General features: G+C 67.0%; 23 protein-coding genes. 13 read left to right on the plus strand and 10 right to left on the minus strand.

The annotated features are described in order from the left end of the window. Positions 1–15: 15 nt before the first annotated feature. Positions 16–897, plus strand: coding sequence for an alpha/beta fold hydrolase (locus tag CLG96_RS10215; RefSeq protein WP_107967786.1), 882 nt, complete (start codon positions 16–18; stop codon positions 895–897). A gap of 42 nt (positions 898–939) precedes the next feature. Here CLG96_RS10215 and nadB read toward each other — a convergent pair whose 3' ends face one another. Continuing rightward, the gene (gene nadB / locus CLG96_RS10220) at positions 940–2529 is read right to left on the minus strand and encodes an L-aspartate oxidase (RefSeq protein ID WP_107967787.1); all 1590 of its coding nucleotides are present in this window, start codon (positions 2527–2529) and stop codon (positions 940–942) included. Then, a complete protein-coding gene (locus CLG96_RS10225; protein ID WP_107967788.1) occupies positions 2522–3460 on the minus strand; it encodes an ABC transporter ATP-binding protein in 939 nt (312 codons plus the stop codon). The genes nadB and CLG96_RS10225 overlap by 8 nt, the downstream gene beginning before the upstream one ends. Positions 3461–3563: 103 nt before the next feature. Between CLG96_RS10225 and CLG96_RS10230 the strand changes: the two genes are divergently transcribed. The 5 genes from CLG96_RS10230 (at position 3564) to CLG96_RS10250 (ending at position 8044) form a co-directional block, all read left to right on the plus strand. After that, positions 3564–3779: a zinc-finger domain-containing protein gene (locus CLG96_RS10230; protein WP_107967789.1), complete on the plus strand. Its 216-nt coding sequence runs from the start codon at positions 3564–3566 to the stop codon at positions 3777–3779. An 18-nt stretch (positions 3780–3797) separates the two neighbouring features. Further along, positions 3798–5228 carry a metalloprotease TldD gene (tldD, locus tag CLG96_RS10235; protein ID WP_107967790.1) on the plus strand — a complete coding sequence of 477 codons (1431 nt, stop codon included), beginning with the start codon at positions 3798–3800 and terminating at the stop codon, positions 5226–5228. A gap of 5 nt (positions 5229–5233) precedes the next feature. Further along, the gene (locus CLG96_RS10240; RefSeq protein WP_107967791.1) at positions 5234–6130 is read left to right on the plus strand and encodes a patatin-like phospholipase family protein; all 897 of its coding nucleotides are present in this window, start codon (positions 5234–5236) and stop codon (positions 6128–6130) included. A gap of 148 nt (positions 6131–6278) precedes the next feature. Then, the gene (locus CLG96_RS10245; protein WP_107967792.1) at positions 6279–6617 is read left to right on the plus strand and encodes a P-II family nitrogen regulator; all 339 of its coding nucleotides are present in this window, start codon (positions 6279–6281) and stop codon (positions 6615–6617) included. Positions 6618–6634: 17 nt separating this feature from the next. Beyond that, on the plus strand, positions 6635–8044 hold the full coding sequence (locus CLG96_RS10250) for an ammonium transporter (RefSeq protein ID WP_107967793.1): 1410 nt from the start codon (positions 6635–6637) through the stop codon (positions 8042–8044). Between the two features lie 327 nt (positions 8045–8371). On the opposite strand, the gene cobA is transcribed toward CLG96_RS10250, so the two are convergent. The 5 genes from cobA to CLG96_RS10275 form a co-directional block, all read right to left on the minus strand. After that, the gene (gene cobA / locus CLG96_RS10255) at positions 8372–9178 is read right to left on the minus strand and encodes a uroporphyrinogen-III C-methyltransferase (RefSeq protein WP_107967794.1); all 807 of its coding nucleotides are present in this window, start codon (positions 9176–9178) and stop codon (positions 8372–8374) included. Continuing rightward, complete coding sequence (locus tag CLG96_RS10260; RefSeq protein ID WP_107968073.1) at positions 9165–11750, minus strand: nitrate reductase; 2586 nt, start codon at positions 11748–11750, stop codon at positions 9165–9167. The genes cobA and CLG96_RS10260 overlap by 14 nt, the downstream gene beginning before the upstream one ends. A 4-nt stretch (positions 11751–11754) precedes the next feature. After that, positions 11755–12090 carry a nitrite reductase small subunit NirD gene (gene nirD / locus CLG96_RS10265; RefSeq protein WP_107968077.1) on the minus strand — a complete coding sequence of 112 codons (336 nt, stop codon included), beginning with the start codon at positions 12088–12090 and terminating at the stop codon, positions 11755–11757. Positions 12091–12101: 11 nt separating this feature from the next. After that, positions 12102–14567 (minus strand): nitrite reductase large subunit NirB, encoded by a 2466-nt coding sequence (gene nirB, locus CLG96_RS10270; protein WP_207796667.1) that lies wholly within the window; start codon positions 14565–14567, stop codon positions 12102–12104. A 382-nt stretch (positions 14568–14949) separates the two neighbouring features. After that, entirely contained in the window at positions 14950–16158 is a 1209-nt protein-coding gene (locus CLG96_RS10275; protein WP_107967795.1) for a nitrate/nitrite transporter, read from the minus strand. Between the two features lie 71 nt (positions 16159–16229). Between CLG96_RS10275 and CLG96_RS10280 the strand changes: the two genes are divergently transcribed. Next, positions 16230–17927 (plus strand): bifunctional protein-serine/threonine kinase/phosphatase, encoded by a 1698-nt coding sequence (locus CLG96_RS10280; protein ID WP_107967796.1) that lies wholly within the window; start codon positions 16230–16232, stop codon positions 17925–17927. Between the two features lie 295 nt (positions 17928–18222). Here the strand turns inward: CLG96_RS10280 and CLG96_RS10285 are convergent, their stop codons facing one another. Continuing rightward, positions 18223–19434: a CmpA/NrtA family ABC transporter substrate-binding protein gene (locus CLG96_RS10285; RefSeq protein WP_107967797.1), complete on the minus strand. Its 1212-nt coding sequence runs from the start codon at positions 19432–19434 to the stop codon at positions 18223–18225. Then, positions 19431–20012, minus strand: a complete 582-nt coding sequence (locus CLG96_RS10290; protein WP_107967798.1) for an ANTAR domain-containing response regulator — start codon at positions 20010–20012, stop codon at positions 19431–19433. Before CLG96_RS10290 ends, CLG96_RS10285 begins: the two co-directional genes overlap by 4 nt. A 227-nt stretch (positions 20013–20239) precedes the next feature. Here CLG96_RS10290 and CLG96_RS18750 point away from each other — a divergent pair, with 227 nt between their 5' ends. The 6 genes from CLG96_RS18750 (at position 20240) to CLG96_RS10320 (ending at position 23999) form a co-directional block, all read left to right on the plus strand. Beyond that, positions 20240–20401 carry a hypothetical protein gene (locus CLG96_RS18750; RefSeq protein WP_165799618.1) on the plus strand — a complete coding sequence of 54 codons (162 nt, stop codon included), beginning with the start codon at positions 20240–20242 and terminating at the stop codon, positions 20399–20401. 194 nt (positions 20402–20595) lie between these two features. After that, entirely contained in the window at positions 20596–21867 is a 1272-nt protein-coding gene (locus CLG96_RS10300) for a peroxiredoxin family protein (RefSeq protein ID WP_107967800.1), read from the plus strand. Positions 21868–21953: 86 nt separating this feature from the next. Next, on the plus strand, positions 21954–22370 hold the full coding sequence (locus CLG96_RS10305) for a VOC family protein (RefSeq protein ID WP_107967801.1): 417 nt from the start codon (positions 21954–21956) through the stop codon (positions 22368–22370). Between the two features lies 1 nt (position 22371). Further along, positions 22372–23100 (plus strand): hydroxyacylglutathione hydrolase, encoded by a 729-nt coding sequence (gene gloB, locus CLG96_RS10310; protein ID WP_107967802.1) that lies wholly within the window; start codon positions 22372–22374, stop codon positions 23098–23100. A 45-nt stretch (positions 23101–23145) separates the two neighbouring features. Further along, entirely contained in the window at positions 23146–23571 is a 426-nt protein-coding gene (locus tag CLG96_RS10315; RefSeq protein WP_107967803.1) for a hypothetical protein, read from the plus strand. 32 nt (positions 23572–23603) lie between these two features. Then, positions 23604–23999 (plus strand): hypothetical protein, encoded by a 396-nt coding sequence (locus CLG96_RS10320; protein WP_107967804.1) that lies wholly within the window; start codon positions 23604–23606, stop codon positions 23997–23999. On the opposite strand, the gene CLG96_RS10325 is transcribed toward CLG96_RS10320, so the two are convergent. Then, a complete protein-coding gene (locus tag CLG96_RS10325) occupies positions 24000–25778 on the minus strand; it encodes an AMP-dependent synthetase/ligase (protein WP_107968079.1) in 1779 nt (592 codons plus the stop codon). Positions 25779–25880: the final 102 nt, after the last annotated feature.

Here is a 25880-nt window from a genome sequence, read left to right on the forward strand (position 1 = left end):
TAAAGGGGAGAGGATATGAACCGCAGATTTTTCCTGGCCGCGAGTATCGCCTGCGCCACGCTTTCGGCCGTTCCGGCTTATGCCAGGGCGCCTTTCGCGTCCGATCGCATCATCGTCGAGGCACGAGGCAAGGGGCCGGATGTGATCCTGATCCCGGGGCTCAGCTCCGCGCCGCGAATGTGGGAATCGACCGTGGCGGCGCTGCCCGGCTATCGCTACCATCTGGTGCATGTGCGCGGTTTTGCGGGCGTGCCCGCGGGCGGCAATGCGCGCGGCGACGTGGCGGCGGGCGTCGCGGAGGAGATTGCGCGCTATATCGATGATGCGAAGCTGAAGAGGCCGGCGGTGATCGGCCATTCGATGGGCGGCACGATCGGCATGATGATCGCCGCGCGCCACCCGGCGTCGCTCTCCCGGCTGATGGTGGTGGATATGCTGCCCTTCATGGGCGCGCTGTTCGGCCCGCCCGGCACTACGGCCGAGAGCGTCAGGCCGATTGCCGACCAGATTGCGGCGGGCTTGAAGGCCTCGACCGGCGATGCGCGCCGCGCCCGCATCGTCCAGACGATCGGGGGCATGATCCGCACGGAGAGCGAACGGCCGGCGGCGGTGGAGGAGGGGGTGAAGAGCGACCCGGATGTCGCCGCGCGCAGCTTCCGCGAGCTGATCGTCACCGATCTGCGCCCCGAACTGCCCCATGTCACCGTGCCGACGACGATACTCTATGTGACGCCCGGCGGTGTGCCGCTGAGCGATGCGCAGGTGGACGGATTCTACAAATTCTCCTTCGCGGGGCTGAAGGGCGCGAAGCTGGTCCGCGTGCCGGACAGCGCGCATTTCATCATGTTCGACAATCCCGCGCGCTTCCGGAGCGAGATGCGGGCGTTCTTGGAATAAGCGAAAGATCGTCGCCCCTGCGCAGGGCAGGGGCAGCGGGATTCAGGGCACCAGAACCGTGTCGACCGCCTCGGGCAGCAGACCGGGATAGTCGAGCGTATAGTGCAGCCCCCGGCTCTCCTTGCGGTGGAGCGCCGAGCGCACGATCAGGTCGGCAACCTCGACGAGGTTGCGCAGCTCGATCAGGTCGGGCGTGACGCGATAATTGCCATAATATTCGGCTACTTCCTGGCGGAGCAGCGCGACGCGGTGCTGCGCGCGCTCCAGCCGCTTGGTGGTGCGCACAATGCCGACATAGTCCCACATGAAGCGGCGGATCTCGCGCCAATTATGCTGGACGACGACATCCTCGTCCGAATCGGACACGCGGCTTTCGTCCCAGGCGCGGATCAGCGGCGGGGGCGGCAGATCCGTCCAATTGGCCTTGATATGCTCGGCAGCGCTCTGCCCGAAGACGAAGCATTCGAGCAGCGAGTTGGAGGCGAGCCGGTTGGCGCCGTGCAGGCCCGACTGGGTGCATTCGCCGGCCGCATAGAGGCCGGGCAGGTCGGTTCGCCCATGGCGATCGATGACGATGCCGCCGCAGGTATAATGGGCGGCGGGCACGACCGGGATCGGCTGCGTCTTGATGTCGATGCCGATTTCCAGCAGCCGCTTGGCGATGGTCGGGAAATGCGCCTCGATGAATTCGGGCGGGCGATGGCTAATGTCGAGATGGACATAGTCTAGGCCCAGCCGCTTGATCTCATGGTCGATCGCGCGGGCGACGATGTCGCGCGGGGCGAGCTCGGCGCGGGGATCGAAATCCGGCATGAAGCGATGGCCGTCGGTGGGCAGTTTGAGCTGCCCGCCCTCGCCGCGCATGGCCTCGGTGATCAGGAAATTCTTGACCTCCGGGTGGAACAGGCAGGTCGGGTGGAACTGGTTGAACTCCATGTTGGAGATGCGGCAGCCCGCCCGCCAGGCCATGGCGATCCCGTCTCCCGTGGCACCACGCGGGGAGGTGGAGAAGAGATAGGCGCGGCTCGCCCCGCCGGTCGCGAGGATCGTCGCCCGGCCGGTGAAGGGTTCCACCTGGCCCGTCGCGCGATCGAGCGCATAGACGCCCCAGACATGGCCGTCGCCCGAATAGCGCACGCCATGCCGGCCGGTGATGAGGTCGATCGCCGCCATGTCGGGCACGAGCGTGATGTTCGGATGCGCGATCGCCGCCCGTTCGAGCGCCTGCTGCACCGCCCAGCCGGTCGCGTCGTCGACATGGACGATACGGCGATGGCTGTGGCCGCCCTCACGCGTGAGGTGCCAGCGTTCCTGCTGCTCGCCCGGATTGAAGGGCACGCCGAGCTCGGCCAGCCGCTCGATCGCGGCGGGGGCGTTTTCGACGACGAATTCCACGGTGCGTCGGTCGTTGAGGCCGGCGCCGGCCGTCATCGTGTCCTCGATATGCGATTCGAACGTGTCGCCCGGCTCCAGCACCGCCGCGATCCCGCCCTGCGCGCGCGCGGTGGAGCCTTCCGAAATGCCGGCCTTGGCAAGCACGACGACGCGATGATGATCCGCCAGGTTGAGCGCCGCGGTAAGCCCCGCCGCGCCCGAACCGATCACGACGACGTCATGGGAGTGATCAGGCATTTGCGCGTTCCGGCGCGCCCGCGCGCGTGAGATTCAGGAACACATCCTCCAGGTCCGCCTCGCGGGTCGAGACGTCGACGATGCCGAGCCCGGCGGATTGCAGCGCCGCCAGCACCTCGCCCGCATTCACCTTGTCCTTGGAGTAAGTGATGACCACGGTGCGCTGGCTCTTGAGCTCGATCTTCTCGAAGCAGGAGGCGGTGGGCGCTTCGGTCAGGTCGCGGTCGACGGTCACTTCCACCGCCTTTTCCTGCGCCATGCCGACGAGCGCGCGGGTCGGCTCATTGGCGATGAGGCGGCCATGGTTGATGATCGCGATGCGATCGCACAGCTCCTCCGCTTCCTCCAGATAATGGGTGGTGAGGACGACGGTGGTGCCCTGCGCATTCAATTCGCGCACATAGGCCCAGAGCTGCTGGCGAAGCTCGATATCGACGCCGGCGGTCGGCTCGTCGAGCACGAGGACGGGCGGCGCGTGGACCAGCGCCTTGGCCACCAGCAGCCGCCGCTTCATGCCGCCCGAAAGCGTGCGCGCGGGGGCATTGGCCTTATCGGCGAGATGGACAGCGCGCAGCAGTTCCATCGAGCGGCGCTTCGCCTTGGGCACGCCATAGAGGCCGGCATAGATTTCCAGCGTCTCGAACGGCGTGAAGAAGGGATCGAACAATATTTCCTGCGGCACGATGCCGATCGAGGCGCGCGCGTTGCGCGGATGGCGATCGATGTCGAAGCCCCAGATGGCGGCGCTGCCCCCGCTCTTGGTGACCAGTCCGGCCAATATGTTGATCATCGTCGATTTGCCCGCGCCATTGGGCCCGAGCAGGCCGAATATCTGCCCCCGGGGAATATCCAGCGTCACGCCTGAAAGCGCCTGCTTGCCGCCCTTATAGGTTTTGGAGAGATTCTGGATGCTGATCGCAACGTCGTTCATGGCCTGAGCGCATAGCCGTTGCGCGGGGCGCGCGCAAAGCCAAGTCGCGGACAGTATCGAGCATAATTGCGTGGGCCTGCGGAGCTTGCTAATTCTTGCCGCCATGATCGCACCGCCCGAAACCACCCGTGTCACCAGCCCGCGCGTCGCCTGTGACGGCGCCAGCCAGATTCCCGGCGGGGCCGCGCTCGGCCATCCCCGCGTCTGGCTGGAGATTGACGAGAAGGGCTATGTCGATTGCGGTTATTGCGATCGCCGCTTCATCCTGGTCGGCGGGCCGGCGGATGTCGCTGCGGATGGGGATGCCAAGGCGGCCTGAACGCCCTATATCGGGGTCATGACGATCATCACCGACCCCCGCCGCTTCCTCTATCGCGACGATGCGCTCGATCCGGACCGGGCGCTCCGCCTGACCGCGGAGGCGCTGAAGGGCTGCGACGATGGCGAGCTCTATCTTCAATATATCGCGTCGGAGAGCTTCGGCTTCGATGACGGCCGGCTGAAGACGGCGGATTTCAACACCCAGGCGGGCTTTGGCCTGCGCGGCATATCGGGCGAGACCACCGCCTTCGCCCATGCCAATGAGCTGAGCGAGCAGGCGATTCGCCGCGCGGCCGAGACGATGACGCTGCTCGATCCGGCCAAGGGCGCCAAGGCGCCGCCGCCGCGCCGCACCAACGCCACTCTCTATACGGCGGAAGATCCGCTGGGCCTGATCCCCTTCGCCCGCAAGGTCGATCTCTGCCAGCGGATCGACGCTGCCGCCCGTGCGCGCGATCCGCGCGTCGTGCAGGTCACGGTCGGCCTTTCGGGATCGTGGAGCGTGGTCGAGATCGTGCGGCCCGACGGCTTCATCGCGCAGGATGTGCGCCCGCTCGTCCGCCTCAACGTCAGCATCGTCGTCGAGCAGAATGGCCGGCGCGAGAGCGGCTTCTTCGGGCTGGGCGGCCGCTATCTCTACGATCGGCTGTTCGAGCCGGAGAGCTGGAATCGCGCGATCGACGAGGCGCTGGGCCAGGCGCTCGTCAATCTCGAGGCCGTCGCTGCGCCGGCGGGCGAGATGACGGTGGTGTGCGGCCCCGGCTGGCCGGGCGTGCTGCTGCACGAAGCGGTCGGCCATGGGCTGGAAGGCGATTTCAATCGCAAGGGCTCTTCCGCCTTCTCCGGCCGGATCGGCGAGCGGGTGGCGGCGCCGGGCGTAACCGTGGTCGACGACGGATCGATCGGCGCGCGGCGTGGGTCGCTCACCATCGACGATGAAGGCACGCCGACCCAGGCCAATGTCCTGATCGAGAATGGCATCCTCAAAGGCTATATGCAGGATCGGCTGAACGCGCGGCTGATGGGCGTCGCGCCCACCGGCAATGGCCGGCGCGAAAGCTTCGCCCATGCGCCGATGCCGCGCATGACCAACACCTTCATGCTCGGCGGCAACGACGATCCGGCCGAAATCCTGTCGCGCGTGAAGAACGGCATCTATGCCAAGAGCTTTGGCGGCGGCCAGGTGGACATCACCTCGGGCAAGTTCGTCTTCTCCTGCACCGAGGCTTACAAGATCGAGAATGGCCGGCTGGGCGCGCCGATCAAGGGGGCGACCCTGATCGGCGACGGCCCGTCGGTGCTGACCAAGGTGGCGGCGATCGGCAACGACATGGCGCTCGACGAAGGCGTCGGCATTTGCGGCAAGGGTGGCCAGTCCGTGCCTGCGGGCGTCGGCCAGCCCACGCTCCTGATCGACGGCCTCACCGTGGGCGGCACGGCCGCCTGACGACTATGGCCTTCCGCCTTCCGTTCCTGTCCGCGGAAGGTCGTCCGGGCCGGCCGTCCGATGTGCGGGGGGCGGAGCCGGAAGGCGGACGGCAGGCCATTGCCCTTGCGCTGGGTGGCGGCGCGGCGCTTGGCTGGGCACATATCGGCGTGCTGCGCGCGCTCATCGAGGCGAAGGTCGAGGTAAGGGCGGTCGCCGGCACCTCGATCGGTGCGCTGGCCGGCGTCTGCTTCGCCGCCGATCGGCTGGACGTGCTGGAGGAGATAGCCCGCACCGCCACGTTACGCACGATCCTGCGCTATCTCGATCCGCATATGGGCCGTGGCGCGGTGCTTGGCGGGCGGACGATCGCGCGCGAGCTGGAGCGGCATCTCGGCGCCTTCCGCTTCGAGCATCTGCCCATTCCCGTTGCGGTGGTCGCTACCGATCTCGCGACCGGCGAGGCGGTGGTGATCGATCATGGGCCCGTGGCGGAGGCGGTGCGCGCGTCGATGGCGCTGCCCGGCATCTTCTACCCAGTGTTTCGCGAGGGGCGCATCCTGATCGATGGCGGGGCGGTGATGCCCGTGCCCGTGGAGGCCGCCCGCCGCCTCGCCTCCACTCTCCCCGTGGTCGCGATCAATCTTCAGGGCGATTATCTGCGCCGTTCGGAGGCGGTGGGGCTGAGCGGTACCACACCGCTGCTCAGCTCGTTCGGCGTACTCCGTTCGGCGATCGGCCTCACCATGGCGCATCTCGCGCGCCAGTCGCTCAGGCTGTGCCCACCCGATCTCGAGCTGTCGCTTCCCGTCGGCCATATCGACATCGGGAACTTTACCCGCGCCGACGAATTGATCGCGATCGGCCGTGATGCGGCCGAGGCGGCATTGCCTCAAATCCGGGCGTTGATGACTGCCCGATAACTAGGCAGATTGCGGATATTGCCTAAAGCATAGGCGTCTATACGCCTATTTCTCTATGAAAGGCGAGAATTTCGCCCCGGGATTCCCTGCCTTGTCGTTCTGGCACGCCCCTTGCACGGTGCAAATGGGGGTAGAGCAGGGAGGCGACATGAAACTCGTCATTGCCATCATCAAGCCGTTCAAGCTGGACGAGGTGCGCGATGCCCTGTCCGGTCTTGGCGTGCAGGGCATGACCGTCACGGAGGTCAAGGGTTTCGGGCGGCAGAAGGGGCAGACCGAAATCTATCGCGGTGCCGAATACAGCACGAACATGGTGCCCAAGATCAAGGTCGAGGTCGCGACCTCCTCGGATCTGGCGCCGCGCGTGGTGGAGGCGATCCAGCAGTCGGCGAATACGGGGGCGATCGGCGACGGCAAGATCTTCGTGTTGGATCTGTCTCAGGTCGTCCGTATCCGTACCGGCGAAACCGACGATATGGCTCTCTGACAAGCAAGGGGGGAAACATGAAGCTTTCTACCAAGATTGCGGCGGGGCTGGGGGCTGCGGGCGTCGCTGCCTTCGCCGCCATGCCCGCCTGGGCGCAGGAGGCTGCCGCCGCCGCGCCCGCCGCGCCGCCCGCGCCCGAAAAGGGCGATACTACCTGGATGCTCATCTCCTCGGCGCTGGTGCTGATGATGTCGGTGCCGGGCCTCGCGCTCTTCTATGGCGGCCTCGTCCGCACCAAGAATATGCTGTCCATTCTGATGCAGGTGCTGACGATCGTCGCGGTCGCCTCGCTGATCTGGGTGACCTATGGCTACAGCCTCGCCTTCACCGGCGGCTCGCCTTATATTGGCGGCCTTTCCAAGGCCTTCCTCAAGGGTGTCGACGCCACGACGCTCGCCGCGACCTTCTCGAACGGCGTCTACATCCCTGAATATGCCTATATCGTCTTCCAGATGACCTTCGCCTGCATCACGCCGGCGCTGATCGTCGGCGCCTTCGCCGAGCGCGTGAAATTCTCCGCGCTGATCATCTTCGTCGTGCTGTGGCTGACGGTGGTCTATTTCCCGATGGCGCACATGGTCTGGTATTGGGCGGGCCCGGACTTCCTGCCGAACCAGCCCGGCGACTTTGGCCTGCTCTATGGCTGGGGGGCGCTCGATTTCGCGGGCGGCACCGTGGTCCACATCAATGCGGGCATCGCTGGCCTCGTCGGCTGCCTCATGATCGGCAAGCGCATCGGCTACAAGCAGGAGCCCATGCCGCCGCACTCGCTGACCATGACGATGATCGGCGCCTCGCTGCTGTGGGTGGGCTGGTTCGGCTTCAACGCCGGCTCCAACCTCGAATCGAACGGCGTGACCGCGGTCGCCTTCATCAACACCTATGTTGCGACCGCCGCCGCTGCCGTGGCCTGGGCGGTGATCGAACAGATCATCCACAAGAAGCCGTCTCTGCTGGGTGCCGCCACCGGCGCCGTCGCGGGCCTCGTGGCGATCACCCCGGCTGCCGGCTTCGCCGCGCCGATGACCTCGATCCTGCTCGGCTTCGCCGCCGCGATCATCTGCTTCTTCTTCGTCACCACGGTGAAGAACAAGCTCGGTTATGACGACTCGCTCGACGTGTTCGGCGTCCACTGCGTCGGCGGCATCGTCGGCGCGATCGCCACGGGCATTGTCGCGGATCCGGCGCTCGGCGGTCAGGGCTGGTTCGACTATACCGTCATGCCCGCCGTTCCCGGCACCTATGACATGGCTGGCCAGGTCGTCACCCAGATCAAGGCGGTGCTGCTGACGCTCGTCTGGTCGGGCGTGGTCTCCGCGATCCTCTACTTCATCGTGGACAAGACCATCGGCCTGCGTCCCTCGGCTGAAGTGGAGACCGAAGGCCTCGACCTCTCCGAGCATGGCGAACGGGCCTATAACTACTGATTTCAGGGTTCGGGAGGCGGCCGGCAGAAGCCGCCTCCCCCACGGGGTTCCTCCTGCGAACGACTGGCCGGCGAGGCAACTCGCCGGCCTTTTTTTGATTCATGATGTCGTGCCACAGCAAATTGCGGCCGCGGAGGGCATCCGATGCGCTCGACCGACTTCCGACCGGAGTGAATCATCGCGCAGAGGCTGAGCCTGTCGTCGGAGCCCGCGTTAAGTTTTGGCGAGACATGAGTCTCGGCACCCTTCGACAGCTCGGGGTGAGCGCTGTCAGGTGGAAAATGACCTACCCTGCAGCATCCTGGCCGTCTTGGCGGCCCTTCCCGATCATTTTGCCGCGGGCTTGGCCTTGGGCCTGACGGGCCGGGCTTCAAGCGCCTGCGACGGCGTTTCGGCGATCGGCCGGACGGCCGCGCCGATCAGCAGCAGTGCGGGATCCTCCTCGGCCAGCGCGCGGACGCTGAGCGGCAGGAGGTCGAGCCGGGTCGAGAGCAGCCTTTCCTGCGGCAGGCTGACATTGACCGCGATCAGCACGGGCGTGTCCGCTGCTATGCCATGCGCCAGAAGCTTGCGTGCTATTTCAGGGGCGGCGGCGCGGCCCATATAGATTGCGAGCGTGGCGGAAGGATCGGCGAGCGCCGCCCAGTCCAGATCCAGCGCCTCGCCGGCCCGGGCATGGGCGGTCACGAACTGGAGCCGGCGTGCGAGGCCGCGCAGCGTGAGCGAGACGCCGGCATTGGCGGCGGCGGCGCTGGCGGCGGTGATCCCCGGGCAGATCTGCACCGGAACGCCATGGGCCCGCAGATGCTCTATTTCCTCGGTCGAACGGCCGAAGACGGACGGATCGCCGCCCTTCAAGCGTACAACGCGGCGTCCGGCCTGGGCAGCCGCCAGCATCAGATCGTTGATCGAGCCCTGATCCTTCGAATGGCGCCCGGATCGCTTGCCCACGCCGATTCGCTCGGCCTTTGGCGGCACCAGATCGAGCACCGCCGGGCCCACCAGCGCATCGTAAAAGACGATGTCCGCCGCGCGGATCAGCCGCTCGGCCTTGCGGGTCAGCAGATCGGGATCGCCGGGGCCGGCACCCACCAGCCACACCTCGCCGGGGCGGATCGGATCATTCTGCGGCATCGAGCATCTCCGTTTCGGCGATGAGCTTCGCAAGGGCGGGACGGCAGGAACCGCAATTGGTTCCCGCGCCGAGCGCCTTGCCGATCGCGGCGACGTCGCTCAGCCCCTGTTCGGCGATGGCGGCGACGATGGTGCGGACGCCGACATCGAAGCAGAGACAGACGATCGCGCCGCGATCGACCGCAGCGCCTGGCGCCCGGCCGGCCAGGACATTGGGAACGACATCCGCTTGCGCAAGCTGGGCGATCAGCCAGTCGCGCTGCGGCAAGATGCCGGTGCGGGTGACGAGCAGCGCCGCGGCGAGGCGGCCGTCCGCGATCACGCCGATGCGGCGCGTGCCTTGCGCGCGATCCTCGGCCTGGATCCGGTCTCCGGCGGGCAGGCAGGCTTCCAGCGCGGCGGGATCGCCATTGCCGGCGAGTTCGTAGAGCGTGCCGGCGGGGACGGTGATGCGCGTGGCCCATAGGCAATCGGGCGGCAGGGCAATGTCGTCGCGGCAGAGAAGGAAGCCGCGCCAGTCGGTCGCGACCTTCTCGACCGTGGCAGCGGTCAGCTTGAAGCCGGGCTGGCCCGAGACGGGATCGACCGCATCGTCGGTAAGGAGCCCCGTGCGACCGCCGCTGCTCATCCGGTCGGTCCAGTGCATCGGCACGAAATATTCGTGCCTGCGCTGCGCGTCGGTGACGGCGACGCGGAAGAGGCTCGTCCCCTGCGGCGTCGTGACGCGGGCGAGGTCGCCCTCGCGGAGGCCGTTGGCGAGCGCATCCTCGGGGTGGATTTCGAGCAGGGGTTCGCGGCGGTGCTGGGAGAGGCGCGGCGAAAGGCCGGTGCGGGTCATGGTGTGCCACTGGTCGCGATAGCGGCCGGTGTTGAGTATCCCATTATGGCGATCGAGGGGGCTTTGGACGATTTCCAGCAGGCGGGCGCGGCCATCCGCTGTAGGAAAGCGGCCGTCGGCGAAGAGGCGCGCGCCGCCCCAGCGGACGGGTTCGAGCGCGTCATAGTCGGCGTCGGAAAGATCGGCCCAATCGGACAGGTCGAGCTTGCGCTGGCCGCCATTTTCGAAAGCTGTAAGTGCCGCATGCTCGCGGAAGATGGCGGCGGGCGTTTCCCAGGCGAAGGCGGCGCCATGGCCCATGCGGCGCGCGACCTCAGCCACGATCCACCAGTCCGGCCGCGCCTCGCCGGGGAGCGGGAAGAAGGGGCGCTGGCGGCTGATGCGGCGCTCGCTGTTCGTGACGGTGCCGTTCTTTTCGCTCCAGGCAGCGGCGGGCAGGCGGATATGGGCGAAGCGCGTGGTGTCGGTATCGGCGATCACGTCCGACACGACGACGAAGGGGCATTTGGCGAGCGCCGCGCGGACGCGGCCGGCATCGGGCATGCTGACGGCGGGATTGGTGCCCGCGATCCAGATCGCCTTGATCCGCCCTTCGGCAACGGCCCGGAACATGTCGACCGCCTTCAGCCCGGGACGATCGGCGACGCGATCCGATCCCCAGAAGCGGGCGACCCGATCGACGTTCGGGGCGGAAAAATCCATATGCGCGGCGAGCGTGTTGGCGAGCCCGCCCACCTCGCGCCCGCCCATCGCATTAGGCTGGCCGGTGAGCGAGAAGGGCGCGGCGCCGGGCTTGCCGATCCGCCCCGTGGCGAGATGGCAGTTGATGATCGCATTGGCCTTGTCCGTGCCCTGCACGGACTGGTTCACGCCCATGCTGAACAGGGTGACGGTGCGCGGCGTGGCGGCAAAGAGCGTGTAGAAGGCGCTGAGATCGGCTTGCGTCACGTCGCAGAGCCGCGCGGTCGCGGCGGGGTCGTCCGACAGCCGATCCCAGAAGCCGGTGGGCACCGCGACATGATCGGAGAGAAAGGTCTGGTCGAGCGCATCGATGGCGTGAAGATGCGCCAGCAGCCCGGTGAACAGCGCGACATCGCTTCCCGGGCGGAGCGGCAGATGCAGATCCGCGCCCTCGGCCGTCTCGGTGCGGCGGGGGTCGATGACAACGAGCTTGGTGCCACGCGCGGCGCGCGCTGCCTCGATCCGCTGCCAGACGATCGGATGGCACCATGCGGTGTTCGAGCCGACGAGCACGATCAGATCGGCCTCGTCCAGATCATCATAGCTGGCGGGCACCGCATCCTCGCCAAAGGCGCGGATATGGGCGGCAACCGCGCTCGCCATGCACAGGCGCGAATTCGTGTCGATATTGGCCGCGCCGATATAGCCCTTCATCAGCTTGTTGAAGGCGTAATAATCTTCGGTGAGGAGCTGGCCCGAGCCGTAGAAAGCGACGCTTTCCGGCCCATGTTCGGCGATCGTTTCGGCGAAGCGCCGCGCCACCAGATCGAGCGCCTCGTCCCAACCGGCCCGCCTGTCCCCGATCATCGGATGGAGCAGGCGGCCCGTGAGCCGGACGGTTTCGCCCAGATTCGTGCCCTTGGAGCAGAGCCGGCCGCCATTCGCGGGATGGGCGGCATCCCCCTTTATGGTGACCTCGCGCTCGCCTGTGACGGTGGCGGCGACGCCGCAGCCTACGCCACAATAGGGGCAGGTGGTGCGGATCGCGGCCATCGCCTCAGGCCGCCGTCGCCAGCCCGGCATTGACGCCGATCAGGATGCGATCGGCCTCCAGCCGGAGAGGGATGGTGGGCGTGCAGCCCTTATCCTCGTCCTGCGCCTCGCCCGTTGCCAGCGCGATCTTCCAATTATGGAGCGGGCAGGAAACGGCATGGCCATGGACGATGCCCTGGCTCAGCGGGCCATGCTTGTGCGGGCAGCGATCGACCAGCGCGAAGATCCGGTCGTCGAGCGTGCGGAAGATGGCGATGGGGTCGTGCCCGCCCAGCGCCACGGTGCGCGCGCCCTGGCGGGGGATGTCGGCGATGGCGCCCACGTCGATCCACTGGGTCATGATCGGATCCTTCATTCGGCCGCGACGGCCAGGGGCTGGTGGAGATGGCTTTCATGGCCCGCGGCGCGGGCGGCCCAGGGATCTTCCTGGCTGAAGCTCTGCGAGACGCGGAAGCGGTCGGCGAGCGCCGCACGGCCCTCCGCATCCTCGACGACACGCTGCTGGACATGGGCAAGGCCGACGCGCTCGATCCAGGGCGCGGTCCGCTCCAGATAGCGGGCTTCCTCGCGGTAGAGCTGGATGAAGGCGGCGCAATATTCCATCGCCTGCTCCTCCGTCTCGACCTTGCAGAGCAGGTCGGTCGCGCGGACCTTGATGCCGCCATTGCCGCCGACATGGAGCTCATAGCCCGAATCGACGCAGACCACGCCGAAATCCTTGATCGTCGCTTCCGCGCAGTTTCGCGGACATCCCGAAACCGCGATCTTGAACTTGTGCGGCATCCAGGAGCCCCAGGTCATGCGCTCGATCTTGACGCCGAGCCCGGTCGAATCCTGCGTGCCGAAGCGGCACCATTCGGAGCCGACGCAGGTCTTCACCGTGCGCAGCGACTTGCCATAGGCATGGCCCGAAACCATTCCGGCAGCGTTGAGATCGGCCCAGACGGCGGGCAGATCCTCCTTCTTGATGCCGAAGATATCGAGCCGCTGGCCGCCCGTGACCTTCACCATCGGGGCGTTATATTTTTCCACCACATCGGCGATGGCGCGCAGCTCCTTGGGGCTGGTGAGCCCGCCCCACATGCGCGGCACGACCGAATAGGTGCCGTCCTTCTGGATATTGGCGTGCATCCGCTCATTGACGAAGCGGCTCTGCTGATCGTCGACATATTCGCCGGGCCAGGCGCAGAGCAGATAATAGTTGAGCGCGGGGCGGCAGGAGGAGCAGCCGTCGGGCGTGGACCAGTGCAGTTCCTGCATCACCTGCGGGATCGCCTTCAGCCCCTTTTCGACGATCGCGCGGCGGACATCGTCATGGCCGAAGCTGGTGCATTTACACATCGTCCGGACCGTGCGCTCGCCGGCATATTCATCGCCGAGCGTGATGGCGAGAAGCGTTTCGACGAGGCCGGTGCAGGAGCCGCAGGAGGCCGACGCCTTGGAGCAGGCGCGCACCGCATCGAGCGTGCAGGCCCCGCCTTCGATCGCGGCGACCACCTTGCCCTTGGAAACGCCGTTGCAGCCGCAAATCTCGGCATCGTCCGAGAGCGCCGCAACGGCCGCCTTAGGGTCCGTCGCGCCCCCTCCCTGGGCGAAAGCCTGTCCGAAGATCAGATAATCGCGGATGGAGGCGATATCCTCGCCTTTCTTCAGAAGATCGAAATACCAGGCGCCGTCCGCGGTATCGCCATAGAGCACCGCGCCGACGATGCGATCCTCCTTGACGACGACGCGCTTGTAGATGCCGCGCGCGGCATCGCGCAGCACGATATCCTGCGCATCCTCCCCGCCCGAGAAATCGCCCGCGGAGAAGACGTCGATGCCGGAGACCTTGAGCTTGGTCGAGGTGACCGAGCCGCGATAGCCGCTGGGGCTATCGGTGAGCCCGTCGGCGAGCGCGCGGCACATGTCCCATAGCGGAGCGACGAGGCCATAGACCTGGCCGTCATGCTCGACGCATTCGCCGACCGCGAGGATGGCGGGATCGGAGGTGACCATATGGTCGTCCACCTGGATGCCGCGGCCGACGGCAAGGCCGGCCTCGCGCGCGAGCGCCACCGAGGGGCGAATGCCGACCGCCATCACCACCAGGCTCGCCGGGATGAAGCGGCCATCCTTGAGGCGGACGCCCTCGACATGATCCTCGCCGACGATCTCGGCGGTGTCGGCGCCGGTGAGGATCGTCTGGCCGCGCGCCTCGAGCGCGGATTTGAGGAGCCAGCCGGCGGCTTCGTCGAGCTGCCTTTCCATCAGCGTCGGCATGAGGTGCAGTACCGTGACCTTCATGCCGCGCAGCGTCAGGCCATGCGCGGCCTCGAGCCCGAGCAGGCCGCCGCCGATCACCACCGCATCGCCGCCCTTGTCCGCCGCGGTGAGCATGCGATCGACATCGTTCATGTCGCGGAAGCTGATGACGCCATCGAGCCTATGGCCCGGCACGGGGATGATGAAGGGATCGGAGCCGGTGGCGATCAGCAGCCGGTCATAGCTTTCGACGCGGCCCGAGCGGCTTTGCACCAGCCGGTTGGCGCGATCGATCGAGACGACCGGATCGGAGACGATCAGGCGGATGCCATTATCGTCATACCAGGCGCGATCGTTGATCACGATATCGTCGAACGCCTTTTCGCCCGCGAGCACGGGCGAGAGCATGATGCGATTATAGTTCACATGCGGCTCGGCGCCGAAGATGGTGATCCAGTAGCGGCCCGGATCGCGCGCCAGCAGCTCCTCCACCGCGCGGCAGCCGGCCATGCCGTTGCCGATCACCACCAGGCGTTCACGTCCTGCGGGAGGGGTGGTCGCGCCATCCTCCATGTTGCTCAAATCCGTCACGAATCTATCCATTTTCCCGGCTCCGAAACGAAAAAGGCCGCCATGCGGACGCTGGATTTCCAGCGCCTGCATGGCGGCCTTGCCATTCATCGTATGTCCGGTCGGGGGCGTTCGGCCGATCCCTTCCGGTGCGATGCGCCGCGGATCTGCCAACATTGGCAGGCGCGACTATGTCCCGTTCCGGCTACATCGCCTGAACGACATCAACATGTCCCGAATCGGGACTGCCATCAAGTGCTTTTTTTGCAGCGCAGCAGCGGTCGAGGCGGAATCCCGGCGAATCGGAGCATCCAGTCGAGCGGCGGCCAGAGGATTTCCCCTGGCCGCTGCTCGACCTGAGCGCGGCGGGAGGGCCGGCAATGGATCAGATGCGCACGCCCTGGATTGCGGCGCCCCAGGTCGTCCGCCACTTGCGCTTGACGAAGTTGAGGCCGATCAGCGCGAGGCCCGCCAGCGCGGCGAAGATCAGGAAGCCCGGCTCATAAGTGCCGGTGATCTGCTTGGCGAGGCCGAGCGAGGAGGCGAGATAGAAGCCGCCAATGCCGCCGGCCATGCCGACGAGCCCGGTCATCACCCCGATCTCGGCGCGGAAACGTTGCGGCACGAGCTGGAACACCGCGCCATTGCCGGTGCCGAGCGCGAGCATCGCGACAACGAAGAAGGCGAGCGCGGAGAAAACATTGGCAGGCCCCGTGCTGACGCCCACCAGCGCCACTGCGGCCACCGCATAGACGATGCTGAGCGCACGGATGCCGCCGATCCGGTCCGCTAGCGCGCCGCCGAGCGGCCGGACGAGCGAGCCGGCGAAGACGCAGGCCGCGGTGCAATAGCCCGCCATCACCGTCGTTAGCGCGAACTGATCGGTGAAATAGATTGTGAGCGAGGAGGAGAGGCCGACGAAGCCGCCGAAGGTGACGCCGTAGAAGAGCATGAACCACCAGGCATCGACCATCTTCAACGGCTCGAGATAGGCGACGATCGGCTTGGGCGCGGGCGGGTTGGGCGCATCCTTGGCGAGCGCCATATAGGCCAGGAAGACGATGGTGAGCGGAATCACCGCAAGGCCCAGCACCGCATTCCAGCCGAACAGCTTGGCAAGCGTCGGCGCGAATAGGGCTGCGAAGACGGTGCCCGAATTGCCCATGCCGGCAATGCCCAGCGCCTTGCCCTGATGCTCGGGCGGATACCAGCGGCTGGCGAGCGGGAGCGCGATGGCGAAGCTGGCGCCCGCAAAGCCCAGGATGACGCCGGTGAGGAGCGTCGCGCCGAAGCTGTGGATGCCCAGGATCCAGGCGGCAGCGAGGCCGAATATGACGATGAGCTGGTTGATCGCGCCGGTGCGCTTCGGCCCGATCCGATCCACGAACAGGCCGTTCACCATCCGCAGCACCGCGCCCGCAAGCGTCGGCACCGCGACCATCAGCCCCTTCTCAGCGGGCGAGAGGCCGAGATCGCGGGCGATTTCCGGCCCGAGCGGGCCGAGCAGCACCCAGCACATGAAGGCCACGTCGAAATAGAGGAAGGCGGCGATGAGCGTCGGCCTGTGGCCCGCGCTCCAGAAACTCGATTTCATGGATCAACTCCCGCTGCTGGCTTGACGTGAAAGGACCCCGGAGCGCAAGTCGCGCCGAGGAGAAGAGAGGCATGCGGCCCGAAGGCAGGCTTGAGATCGCGGCCGGATTCGCGACGGCGCAGGGGCCGCGACCCGACAATCAGGATTTCGGCGCGGTCCATCGCGGCAGCGCGGCCGAGGAACTCAGCCATGGCATCATCGCCGCGGTGGCGGATGGAGTGGGCGGCGCCAAGGGCGGGCGCATCGCCGCCGAACTCGCCGTGCGCAGCTTCATCGAGGGCTATCCCGCGCAGAGCCCGACGATCGGCGTGGAGGCGGGCGGCATCCGCGCGCTCGCCAGCTATAATCGCTGGCTGAACGATCGCGCGCGCACCGACTCCACGATGGAGGGGGCGGCGACCACCTTCACCGCGCTGGTGCTGAGGGGACGCGAGGCGACCTTGTTCCATGTCGGCGACAGCCGCGCTTGGCTCTATCGCGGCGGCATGGTCCGCCGGCTGACGCAGGACCATGTGCTGCCCCAGCCCGAGCTGCGCCATGTGCTCTATCGCGCGCTTGGAATCGAGCCGGAGCTTCGGATCGATATCGGCCGGATCGTGTTGGAACCGCACGATCGGTTGCTGCTGGCGACCGATGGTGTGCATAATGCGCTGTCCGACCGGGCGCTCGCCCGGCTGCTCGCGGCACATGGCTCGCCCGAGGCCGATGCGGCGGCGATCGTCGATGCGGCGATCGCGGCGGGCACGCAGGACAATTCGACCGTGGTGCTGATCGACCTGATCCGGCTGCCCGCGATCGACCAGGATGCGATCGGCGCGGAGGCGGAGCGGCTGCCGGTCGAGCCGCCGCCCAAGACGGGCGATGCGGTGGACGGGTTCACGCTCGAACGATTGCTGTCCGACGGGCGCTACAGCCGTATCTTCCTCGCCCGCGATGAGGGGAGGGGCGATCCGCTGGTGCTGAAATTCCCGAAGCCCGCGCTGCTTTCCGAAAGCGGCGCGCGGCGCGCCTTCCTGCGCGAGACGCTGATCGGACGGCGCGTGGAAAGCCCCTTCGTCGGCGGCACGATCGCGATCGCGCCCGAGCGGCAGAGCCGGCTCTACATCGCCATGCCCTTCCACTCGGGCGAGACGCTGGAGGCGCGGCTGACGCGCGCGCCCGTCACCATCCGCCAGGGTGTGGAGATAGCGATCCGGCTGGCGAAGGGCGTCGCGGCGCTCCACCGGCTGGAGGTCGTCCATCGCGACATCAAGCCGGACAATGTGATGCTGACCGCCGAGGGCGGGCTGAAGCTGATCGACCTGGGCGTCGCGCGCCTGCCGCGCCTGCCCGATTTCGCGCCCGAGGAGATTCCCGGCACGCCGGGCTATATGGCGCCCGAACTGTATGACGGGCAGCCGGGCGACGCGGTGAGCGACCAGTTCGCGCTGGGCGTCACCCTCTATCGCATGTTCACCGGGCGCTTTCCTTATGGCGAGCCGGAGGCGTTCAGCCGGCCGCGCTTCGATCGGCCGCCCCTGCCCGCATCGCGCCATCGCGGCGACATGCCCGCCTGGCTCGGCGCGGCGCTGCTCCGCGCGGTGGCAGTCAATCCTGCCGACCGTTTCGGCGATGTGACCGAACTGGTGCATGTGCTGGAAAGCGGCAACGCCCGGGCGATCACGCCCCGGCCGCGCGCACCGCTGATCGAGCGGCATCCGGTGCGTTTCTGGCAGGGGGTGAGCCTGCTCCTCGCGCTGGGCATGTTCATCGCGCTGGCGATGCGATAGGCCCATATCTCCCTCCACATCGGCTGTCCCGAGTGGCGAGAGACATGGGCCCCTGCCTTCGCGGGGGCGATGGAAGCTGGATTCAACGGCCTTCGCCAAAGCGCTTTCCCTCGTTGCCCGATGTTTCGCGGGCACGAAAAAAGCCGCCTCCGGCCCCCCGCCTGGATGCGGTGGCCGGACAGCGGCTTTGCTGTCTGTCGGTGGAGGGCCGGCCCCATCGTCGGGCGGCCATCCGATTTCGCTTATAGGATTTCTGATTCGCGCCTTTTTCGCAAGTGCAAAATGAAAAAGCCGGTCAGCGCCGGCCAAATCCTTGAAGATAGGCCTCGATCGCGTCGGGATCGAAGATCCGTCCGTCGAAGAAGCGATCCGCGCCGAGCGTCAGCGCGCCGCGATTCGTGCCGACACCGAGCGGCTGGCTGAGCGCGCCTTCGAGTTTCAGGCTGGCGCCCGGCATCGGCGTCGTGCCGCCCGCCAGCGCCCGGCGATAGAGATCGGACCGGAACACCCCGGCCGATGCCCGCTCGGCCGCGGCGCTCGGTTCCACCATCTTCCAGCGAACGAGCTGCGAATAGATCCATAAGCCCTGGCTGCGCCACGGAAAATTGGCGGCCTCGCGATGGAACAGCAGGAAATCGGGTATGTCGACCGGCGCCTCGCCCTGGCGCAGCACCATGCGGCCGGCAAGCGCCTGCTCGATCAGGGCGGCAGGCTGGCCGACATAGGCCGGGTCCGCCAGCATCGTGGCGAGCGTCGCGCGGTTGGCGGGATGGTCGCACCAGAGGGCAGCCGCGTCGAGCGCGCGGAGCAGCCGGTCGAGCAGCTCGGGATTGGCGTCCGCCCATGCCTCGCGCACGCCGACGACCTTCTCGACCCCGCGCTGCCAGATGTTGCAGCCGACCGCCGCGATCTCGCCCAGCCCCTCGGCAACGGCGACGCTGCTCCATGGCTCGCCCGCGATGAAGCCGTCCAGCTCGCCCGCGCGCAATGCCTCCACCATCAGCGAGGGCGGCAGCACGCGCAGGTTCAGGTCCCGATCCGGATCGACGCCGGCATAGCCGAGCCAGTAGCGCAGCATCAGCGCATGGCTGGAAAAGCGATGGACGATGCCGATCACGGGCTTGCGCCGGTGAAGGCCGATCGCGCCCGCGAAATCATGCGCGGTGGCGATCGGATCGGCGATGCGATTGGCCGGATGGGGATCGAGCGCCGCGGCGAACTCGGCGGCGAGCGTCAGCGCATTGCCGTTGACGTTGAGCTTGAAGGGGGCGGCGATCGAGGCGGGATGCTGGCTGAGCCCGAGCGTCACCGCGACGGCGAGCGGCGCCAGCAGATGCGCCGCCTGCACCTGGCCATAGACCAGCCGGTCGCGCACCGTGGCCCAGCTCGTATCGCGGACCAGCCTGAGATCGATTCCCTCGGCCTCGGCAAAGCCCATCTCCTTCGCCGCGACGAGCACGGCGCTGTCGGTGAGGGGCAGGAAGGCGATGGCGAGCGGGGTCGTCATTTCGTGCCTCCCAGAAGCGCGCTGGCGGTGATCAGCGCATTGGCCACGTCGACCAGCTTGCGCCCCTGATTCATCGCGGTCGAACGCAGCAATGCATAGGCCTCGCTTTCCGTAAGATTGCGGCTGTCCATCAGGATCGTCTTGGCGCGATCGATCGTCTTGCGATCGGCGAGCGCGGTGCGCGCCTCGTCCAGCTCCGCCTTGAGCGTCGCGAAGGCGTTGAAGCGGCGGACGGCGAGATCGAGGATCGGCTTCACCCTGTCCTTGCGCAGGCCATCGACGACATAGGCCGATACGCCTGCATCGATCGCGGCGCCGATCATCGCCTCGTCCGACTGATCGACGAACATCGCGATCGGCCGCGCCAGCGCCCGGCTGACGGCGAGCATCTCTTCCAGTGAATCGCGGCTGGGCGTGCCGAGATCCATCAGCACCACATCGGGCGCGAGTCGTTCGAGTCGGGCGACGAAGGCCCCCCGCGGCGGCACCACCTCTATATCGTCATAGCCCGCCTCGCGCAGGCCTTCCTCCAGGATCGTCGCGCGCAGGCCGCTTTCATCTACGATCGCAATTCGCAAATGCGCTCTCCGCCGGCCCCGGCGGCGAAAATGCTGCGCAAGAAGGGGGCCGTCAACATGGCATGAAGCGGGCGCGGCGCGGCATGTGCGGCAAACCGCACGGACCGATCGGTAACAGCCCGGCTATGTCGGCATGAAGAAAACTATTGTGGCGCGGCCATATCTCTACTCATTAAGTAGGAAATACAGGCATGGACGTTGCCATGCCGTTTGCGAAGGAGATGCCGATGTCGGCTGCCCATGCTATCCAGCCTGCCGATCAGCGCCCCGCCGCGCCGTCCCGCGCGGTCCGGCCGGCCCGCACCGATGCCCGTGCCGAAAGCGCCCCAGCTGCGCCCGGCCCCCTCTCGCTCGACGAATTCTGGGCCCGGCTCGACGCCGGCCGCTGAGTTTCACCTGAGATTCACCGTTCCTGGCCGGCAGACTCCCCGTTTTCGGTCCGGCCAGTTGGGGGCCGATCATGCTTTCCGATCACTCCCTACATCTGGACCCGACCCGCGCCTGAGCGCCGGTCGGGTCCCTTTTTGTATTTTCTACCGATTTGCTTTAGCCGCATGCCGCTATTTTCGGAGTCGTTTCATCCATGAACCGATCGCTTGCCCGCCAACGCCCCTTCACGCTGCTCGTCGTGGCCGCGGCGCTTGCCGCGTTGCTCCTGCTGCTCACCGCCTGTTCGGGCGCGAAGCAGGCCGAAGGGGTGAAGCCGGGCCAATATCGGCTGACGCTGGATTTCCCCGTCGGCCAGCTACCCGTGGGCCTCGATCTGGTCGAGGAAGGGGGCGTGATCACCGCCTATCTCGTCAATGGCGGGAATCGCACCCGGGCGGAGAGCACGACCGTCGAGGGCAATCGCCTGACGCTCGCTTTCCCTTCCTATGATTCGACGCTGGTGGCGGAGGCGCAGCCCGACGGCAGCCTTTCCGGCACCGCCACGCTGCGGCGCAAGGACGGGCCGGTGCCGGTGAAGTTCGCCGCCGTGCCGGGTCAGGCCTGGCGCTTCTACGAGACGCCGGCTGCGGCGACGGGGGCGATCGGCGGCACCTGGCTGCTCGAGACGCAGGGCGACGAGCCGGAAAAGGGCCTGTTGCTGGTCAAGGAGACGAACGGCGTGCTGGAAGGCACGATCCAGTTCCCCACCGGCGACGTGCGCTATCTGGCCGGCCAGGTTTCCGGCGACGAATTCGCGCTCTCCACCTTCGACGGCAATCAGGGATCGGTGTGGCGCGGCAAGCGGTTCGCCGACGGCACGCTTCGGGGCGAGAATTTCGGCGCGACCGCCAAGACGCCCACCAAGTGGATCGCGCACCCGCAAAGCGCCGCGCCCGCCGATCAGGTTGTCGCGATCGGCGAGGAAAAGCCGCCCGTCGAGCGGATCGACTTCACCTTCCCGGACGCGAACGGCAAGCCCGTCTCGCTCTCCGACCCGCAATATAAGGGCAAGGTGGTGGTCGTCGCGATCGGCGGCACCTGGTGCCCCAATTGCCATGACGAGGCGCTGTTCCTCGCGCCCTATGCCAAGCGGCGCAAGGCGGAGGGGCTGGAGGTGATCGGCCTGCAGCTCGAATATACCGACGATCCGGCGCGCTCGGCCGCCCAGTCGCGGCGCTTCGCCCAGCGCTACAATATCGAATATCCGCTGCTGATCGCGGGCAAGTCCGGGGCGGAGGGGAGCAAGAAGGCGCTGCCGCAGCTCGATGGCGTGCGGGTCTATCCGACCACTTTGTTCATCGACCGCAAGGGCCGGCTGCGCACCATCCACACCGGCTATGCCGGCCCCGCGACGGGCGAGCTCAACAAGAAGGCGACCGCAGAGTTCGACGCGCTGGTGAGCGAGCTGCTGGCGGAGAAGGCCTGAGCGAAATTCATCCCCTCGTCATCCCCGCGCAGGCAGGGATGACGAGGTGTTCAACTCGGGCCGAACAGGCTCTAGACTGTGGAGCCATGAAATATCTCCACACCATGATCCGCATATCCGATCCGGACGCGACCGTCGCCTTTTTCGAGTTGCTCGGGCTGAAGGAAGTGCGCCGCTTCGACAATGAGCAGGGGCGCTTCACGCTGATCTTCCTCGCCGCGCCCGGCGATGAGGATGCGCAGGTCGAGCTTACCCATAATTGGGATGAAAAGGGCTATGATGGCGGCCGCAATTTCGGCCACATCGCCTATCGCGTCGACAATATCTACGCGACCTGCCAGCGGCTGATGGATGCTGGCGTCACCATCAACCGGCCGCCGCGCGACGGCCACATGGCCTTCGTCCGCACGCCCGACAATATCTCGATCGAGCTCCTCCAGGCGGGCGACAATCTCGCCCCCGCCGAGCCCTGGGCGTCGATGCCCAACATAGGCAGCTGGTGAGATGATCGAGGTCGTCCGCATCCCCGTGCTCAGCGACAATTATGTCTGGCTGGCGCATGATATGGAGAGTGGCGACACGGTCGCGGTCGATCCGGCCGTGGCCGAGCCGGTGCTTGCCGAGGCGGATGCGCGGGGCTGGCGGATCGGCCAGATCTGGAACAGCCATTGGCATGGCGACCATGTCGGCGGCAATCTGGCGATCAAGGCGGCGACGGGCTGCACCGTCACCGGTCCCGCCGCCGAGGCGGACAGGATTCCGGGGCTCGACCGGTCGGTCGGCGAGGGCGACCGGGTGAGGATCGGCCGGCATGAAGGCGTGGTGATGGAGGTGCCCGCGCATACGGCGGGGCATATCGCCTATCATCTGCCCGATGCGGGCATCGCCTTCGTCGGCGACACGCTGTTCGCCATGGGCTGCGGCCGGCTGTTCGAGGGGACGGCGGAGCAGATGTGGGCGAATATGGTCCGGCTCGCGGCGCTGCCGCCCGAGACGCTCGTCTATTGCGCGCATGAATATACCCAATCGAACGGCCGCTTCGCGCTGGTGGCGGAGCCGGACAATCGGGCGATCGTTGAGCGGATGCAGGCCGTGGATAGGGCGCGCGCGGCGGGCGAGGCGACGGTGCCGACGACGATCGCGCTGGAGCGTGCCACCAATCCCTTCATGCGCGCCGGCAGCGCCGCCGAGCTGGGCCGCCGCCGCGCCGCGAAGGACGCGTTTCGGGGGTGAAGCAGGGGAAATCGGGGGCGTGAGGAAAGATAAGGAGTCCATGTAATGCGCCGCCTGCTATTGTTTCCCGCCCTGCTGCTGATCGCGGCAGGCGCGGCCCCCGCTGCCAAGAAAGCGCCGCCGCCCTCGCCCGAGCTGGATGAGGCGCTGAAGGACCGTGTCGCGGAAAAGCCGCAAAGCTGCATCTCGATGAACCCCCAGACGGGCACGCGGATCATCGACGGGACGGCGATCATCTATCAGGAATCGAGCCGGCTCTGGTATGTCAACCGCCCGAGCGAGGGGCGTTGTCCGTCGCTGCGCCACTATCGCATCCTCGTCACGCGCGCCTTTTCGAGCCAGCTCTGCCGGGGCGATCTCGTCGAGATGGTCGAGCCGTCGGGCAGTATCCCATTCGGCTACTGCATCCTCGGCGACTTCACTCCCTATCGCAAGGTGAAGCCGGATGGCGGGCAGGCGGAAAAGCAGTAGGCTCCGGCCGAAGATCGAGAGGAGCCAAATCCATGCGCATCCTGTTCACCCTGCCGCTGCTGCTCGCCCTTGCCGTTCCCGCCATGGCGGCCGAGAAGGTACCGCCGCCCTCCGCGAAACTCACGGAAGCGCTGAAGGGCCGGGTCGCCGAAAAGCCGAGGAGCTGCATCACGCTCCGGCCCACGCTGCGTTCGCAGATCATCGATGAAACGGCGATCATCTATGAGGACACGTCGCGGCTCTGGTATGTCAACCGGCCGGACCATGGCAGCTGCACGTCGCTGCGTCGCGATCGCGCGATCGTCACGCGCACGCCGACCAACCAGCTCTGCCGCGGCGATATCGTGCGCGTGATCGATCCGCCGAGCCCAATGGAGTTCGGAAGCTGCGTGCTGGGCGACTTCGTGCCCTATCGCAAGGTGAAGTGATTATTTCCGGTAGAGCGCGTCCAGCCGCTCGCCATAGCGCTTGCGCAATATGTGGCGGCGGATCTTGAGCGAAGGCGTCAGCTCCTCATTGGCGATGCTGAAGGGCTCGTCGGCGATCAGGAAGCGGCGCAGCTTCTCGATCACCGACAGCCCGGCATTGACCCGGTCGACCGCCGCCGACAGCGCGCGCTGAAAGGCGGGATTGGCGGCGAGCGTCGCGGGATCGGCCGATACGCCCTCTGCCTTCGCCCATGTCGCCGCCCATTCGGGATCGGGCACGATCAGCCCGACCAGATAGGGCCGCCGGTCGCCTGCCACCATCGCCTGCAATATTTCGGGCTCGAGCGTAAGCATGCCTTCGATCCGCTGGGGCGCGATATTGTCGCCCTTGTCGTTGACGATCAGATCCTTCTTGCGATCGGTGATCATCAGCCGGCCGGCATTGTCGAGATGGCCAATGTCGCCCGTGTGGAGCCATCCGTCGACCAGCACGCGCGCCGTCTCCTCCGGATTGCGCCAATAGCCGTGCATCACATTTTCGCCGCGTACCAATATCTCGCCATCCTCGGCGATGCGCACTTCCGTGTCCTTGAGCGGGGGGCCGACCGTTTCCAGCGCTATGCCCGCGCGCGGCCGGTTGCAGGAAATGACGGGCGCCGCCTCCGTCTGGCCATAGCCTTGCAGTAAGGTGATGCCGAGCGCGCGGAAGAAATTGCCGACCTCCGGATTGAGCGGCGCGCCGCCCGAGACCATCGCCTTCAGCCGCCCGCCGAACCGCCTGGCGATCTTCGGCCGGAGCGTGCGCGAGAGAAGGAAATCGAGCGGCATGTCCGCCAGCCCGACCTTGTTCTTGGCGCCTAGGCCGATCGCGCCCGCCATCAGCCAGCGGGGCAGCGCGCCCTGCTTCTCCACCGCCTTCAGGATGCGCTGGCGCAGCAGCTCGAACAGGCGGGGGACGACCACCATGATCGTCGGGCCCACTTCCTCGATATTGGCGGCGAGCTTTTCCAGGCTTTCGGCATAATAGATCTGCCCACCCAGCCCGATCGGCAGGAATTGGCCGCCGCTATGCTCATAGGAATGGCTGAGCGGCAGCAGGCTCAGAAATATCTCCTCGCCCCAGCCGAAATCCTGTTCGATGATCTCGATGCAGGCGGCGACATTATGGAGGATCGCGCCATGATGCTGGCACACGCCGCGCGGTGCGCCGCCCGTGCCGCTGGTATAGATGATGCAGGCGAGATCGTCGCGCGTGAAGGCCGCGCCAGCGCGGGCGGCGGCGACGTCGCCTGGCTGGCCGGCGATCAGATCGGCCCAGTCATGGACGCGCAGCGTACCATTCTGGCCGATGCGCATCGGCTCGATCCCGATCACATGCTCGCAGGCCGATCGCATCGCCGCCGGCAGCACCGTCCTGGCGAGCTTGGCGGTGGAAAGGATCAGCGCGCGGGCGCCGCTATTCTCGAAGATATGGGCATGGTCGCGCTCGGTATTGGTGACATAGGTCGGCACCGTCACGCAGCCGGCGGTCATGATCGCGAGATCGGACAAGCACCATTCGGGCCGGTTCTCGGAGACGAGCATTACCCGGTCGCCGCGCTCGAGACCGATCGATTTCAGCCCCTCGGCGAGCGCCGCCACCTTGCGCGCGGCCTCGGCCCAGCTCGTCGCGGCCCATTTCCCGTCCTGCTTGGACCAGAGGAATGGCGCGTCGCCCCGCTCGGCCGCGCGGGCGAAGAACATCTCCACGAGATTGGGGAAGGGCCCGAACGTCCGCATATCCACTCCTGCCGCGCGGGCTTCGCCGCGTCGCCCGAGTGGAAGTTTTAGCCTTCGGCTGGCGGGAAGGGAATCGCATCCTCATCCCTGCGAAGGCAGGGA

Source organism: Sphingomonas oleivorans, from assembly GCF_003050615.1.
GTDB classification, from domain to species: domain Bacteria; phylum Pseudomonadota; class Alphaproteobacteria; order Sphingomonadales; family Sphingomonadaceae; genus Sphingomonas_H; species Sphingomonas_H oleivorans.

Coding starts and splice junctions, on each gene's coding strand:
- CLG96_RS10215 (WP_107967786.1), top strand. CDS start 16: ATGAACCGCAGATTTTTCCTGGCCGCGAGTATCGCCTGCGCCACGCTT.
- nadB (WP_107967787.1), bottom strand. CDS start 2,529: ATGCCTGATCACTCCCATGACGTCGTCGTGATCGGTTCGGGCGCGGCG.
- CLG96_RS10225 (WP_107967788.1), bottom strand. CDS start 3,460: ATGAACGACGTTGCGATCAGCATCCAGAATCTCTCCAAAACCTATAAG.
- CLG96_RS10230 (WP_107967789.1), top strand. CDS start 3,564: ATGATCGCACCGCCCGAAACCACCCGTGTCACCAGCCCGCGCGTCGCC.
- tldD (WP_107967790.1), top strand. CDS start 3,798: ATGACGATCATCACCGACCCCCGCCGCTTCCTCTATCGCGACGATGCG.
- CLG96_RS10240 (WP_107967791.1), top strand. CDS start 5,234: ATGGCCTTCCGCCTTCCGTTCCTGTCCGCGGAAGGTCGTCCGGGCCGG.
- CLG96_RS10245 (WP_107967792.1), top strand. CDS start 6,279: ATGAAACTCGTCATTGCCATCATCAAGCCGTTCAAGCTGGACGAGGTG.
- CLG96_RS10250 (WP_107967793.1), top strand. CDS start 6,635: ATGAAGCTTTCTACCAAGATTGCGGCGGGGCTGGGGGCTGCGGGCGTC.
- cobA (WP_107967794.1), bottom strand. CDS start 9,178: ATGCCGCAGAATGATCCGATCCGCCCCGGCGAGGTGTGGCTGGTGGGT.
- CLG96_RS10260 (WP_107968073.1), bottom strand. CDS start 11,750: ATGGCCGCGATCCGCACCACCTGCCCCTATTGTGGCGTAGGCTGCGGC.
- nirD (WP_107968077.1), bottom strand. CDS start 12,090: ATGACCCAGTGGATCGACGTGGGCGCCATCGCCGACATCCCCCGCCAG.
- nirB (WP_207796667.1), bottom strand. CDS start 14,567: ATGGAGGATGGCGCGACCACCCCTCCCGCAGGACGTGAACGCCTGGTG.
- CLG96_RS10275 (WP_107967795.1), bottom strand. CDS start 16,158: ATGAAATCGAGTTTCTGGAGCGCGGGCCACAGGCCGACGCTCATCGCC.
- CLG96_RS10280 (WP_107967796.1), top strand. CDS start 16,230: ATGCGGCCCGAAGGCAGGCTTGAGATCGCGGCCGGATTCGCGACGGCG.
- CLG96_RS10285 (WP_107967797.1), bottom strand. CDS start 19,434: ATGACGACCCCGCTCGCCATCGCCTTCCTGCCCCTCACCGACAGCGCC.
- CLG96_RS18750 (WP_165799618.1), top strand. CDS start 20,240: ATGTCGGCTGCCCATGCTATCCAGCCTGCCGATCAGCGCCCCGCCGCG.
- CLG96_RS10300 (WP_107967800.1), top strand. CDS start 20,596: ATGAACCGATCGCTTGCCCGCCAACGCCCCTTCACGCTGCTCGTCGTG.
- CLG96_RS10305 (WP_107967801.1), top strand. CDS start 21,954: ATGAAATATCTCCACACCATGATCCGCATATCCGATCCGGACGCGACC.
- gloB (WP_107967802.1), top strand. CDS start 22,372: ATGATCGAGGTCGTCCGCATCCCCGTGCTCAGCGACAATTATGTCTGG.
- CLG96_RS10315 (WP_107967803.1), top strand. CDS start 23,146: ATGCGCCGCCTGCTATTGTTTCCCGCCCTGCTGCTGATCGCGGCAGGC.
- CLG96_RS10320 (WP_107967804.1), top strand. CDS start 23,604: ATGCGCATCCTGTTCACCCTGCCGCTGCTGCTCGCCCTTGCCGTTCCC.
- CLG96_RS10325 (WP_107968079.1), bottom strand. CDS start 25,778: ATGCGGACGTTCGGGCCCTTCCCCAATCTCGTGGAGATGTTCTTCGCC.